1 protein-coding gene is annotated in these 1,203 nt (G+C 33.3%); it reads right to left on the bottom strand.

Features of this window, described 5'->3' with window-relative positions; genetic code table 11:
* On the bottom strand, positions 1-1,203 hold a 1,203-nt coding region (locus FUA24_RS03975; RefSeq protein WP_317131927.1), incomplete at both ends, for a DNA gyrase subunit A.

The following is a 1,203-nucleotide window of genomic DNA, read 5'->3' as shown; positions in this document are numbered from 1 at the left end:
ACACCTTTTTCTTTTAGCTCAATACGTTTTACAGGATATTTTGTAACAAGGTTACCTTTTGAGGCACGCCCTTTTATTAAAATATCGGCAAAATCAATATCCCATTTTAGCTTTTTTATGCTACCTGCTTGCCTTAAATTAACGGTAACAACTTCGGCTTCGCCATTGGGGTTTGCCGAAAAATATAAAACTACAGAACCTTTATTTCCGTTAGTTAAATCATATTCTCTGTCGCGGGTAATACTTGTAACTGCAAAGCGTTTTATGTATGATGGCCCTTTAGCACCATCTTTATAAACCATATTGTAAATGGTACGTTTGTCTTTCTTTTTAAACACAGCAACATGAATAATGTCTTTACCAATAAAAGTTTTAGTATCTACTTTGGTAACCATCATTTTACCGGCTTTGGTAAATACAATAATATCATCAATATCACTACAATCTCCTACATATTCATCGCGTCTTAAAGAGGTTCCAATAAAGCCTTCTTCTCTATTTACATAAAGTTTGGTATTTCTAATGACTACTTTTGTAGCATCAACATCATCAAAAACACGAATTTCTGTTTTACGTTCGCGTCCTTCACCATAATCATTTTTCAATCTGGTAAAATAAGTTATGGCGTATGCAATTAAATGCTCTAAATGATGTTTTACCTCAGCTATTTGTTCTTCTAAAGCATCAATTTTTTGTTGCGCTTTATCAATATCAAATTTTGAAATTCGTTTAATTCTAATTTCAGTTAAACGTACAATATCATCTTCAGTAATGGCTCGTTTTAAGTGTTTTATATGTGGTTGAAGCCCTGTATCAATGGCTTTAATTACGCCTTCCCAAGTTTCTTCTTCTTCAATATCACGATAAATTCTATTTTCAATAAAAATACGTTCAAGTGAAGCAAAATGCCATTGTTCTTCTAGCTCTCCAAGTTTTATTTCTAATTCTTGTTTTAAGAGTTGAACGGTGTTATCTGTTGAACGACGCAACATTTCAGACACCCCAATAAACAACGGTTTATTATCTTCAATAACACAACCTAAAGGCGATATTGAGCTCTCACAACTTGTAAAAGCGTACAGTGCATCAATGGTTTTATCGGGTGATAAGCCTGATGGTAAATGCACAAGTATTTCTACTTCGGCGGCTGTATTATCTTCAATCTTTTTTATTTTGATTTTGCCTTTGTCATTGGCTTTCAAA

The sequence above is a fragment of the Seonamhaeicola marinus genome, from assembly GCF_008085455.1.
The sequence above is the reverse complement of the archived record's forward strand: the minus strand, read 5'-3'. Positions and strand labels throughout refer to the sequence as shown.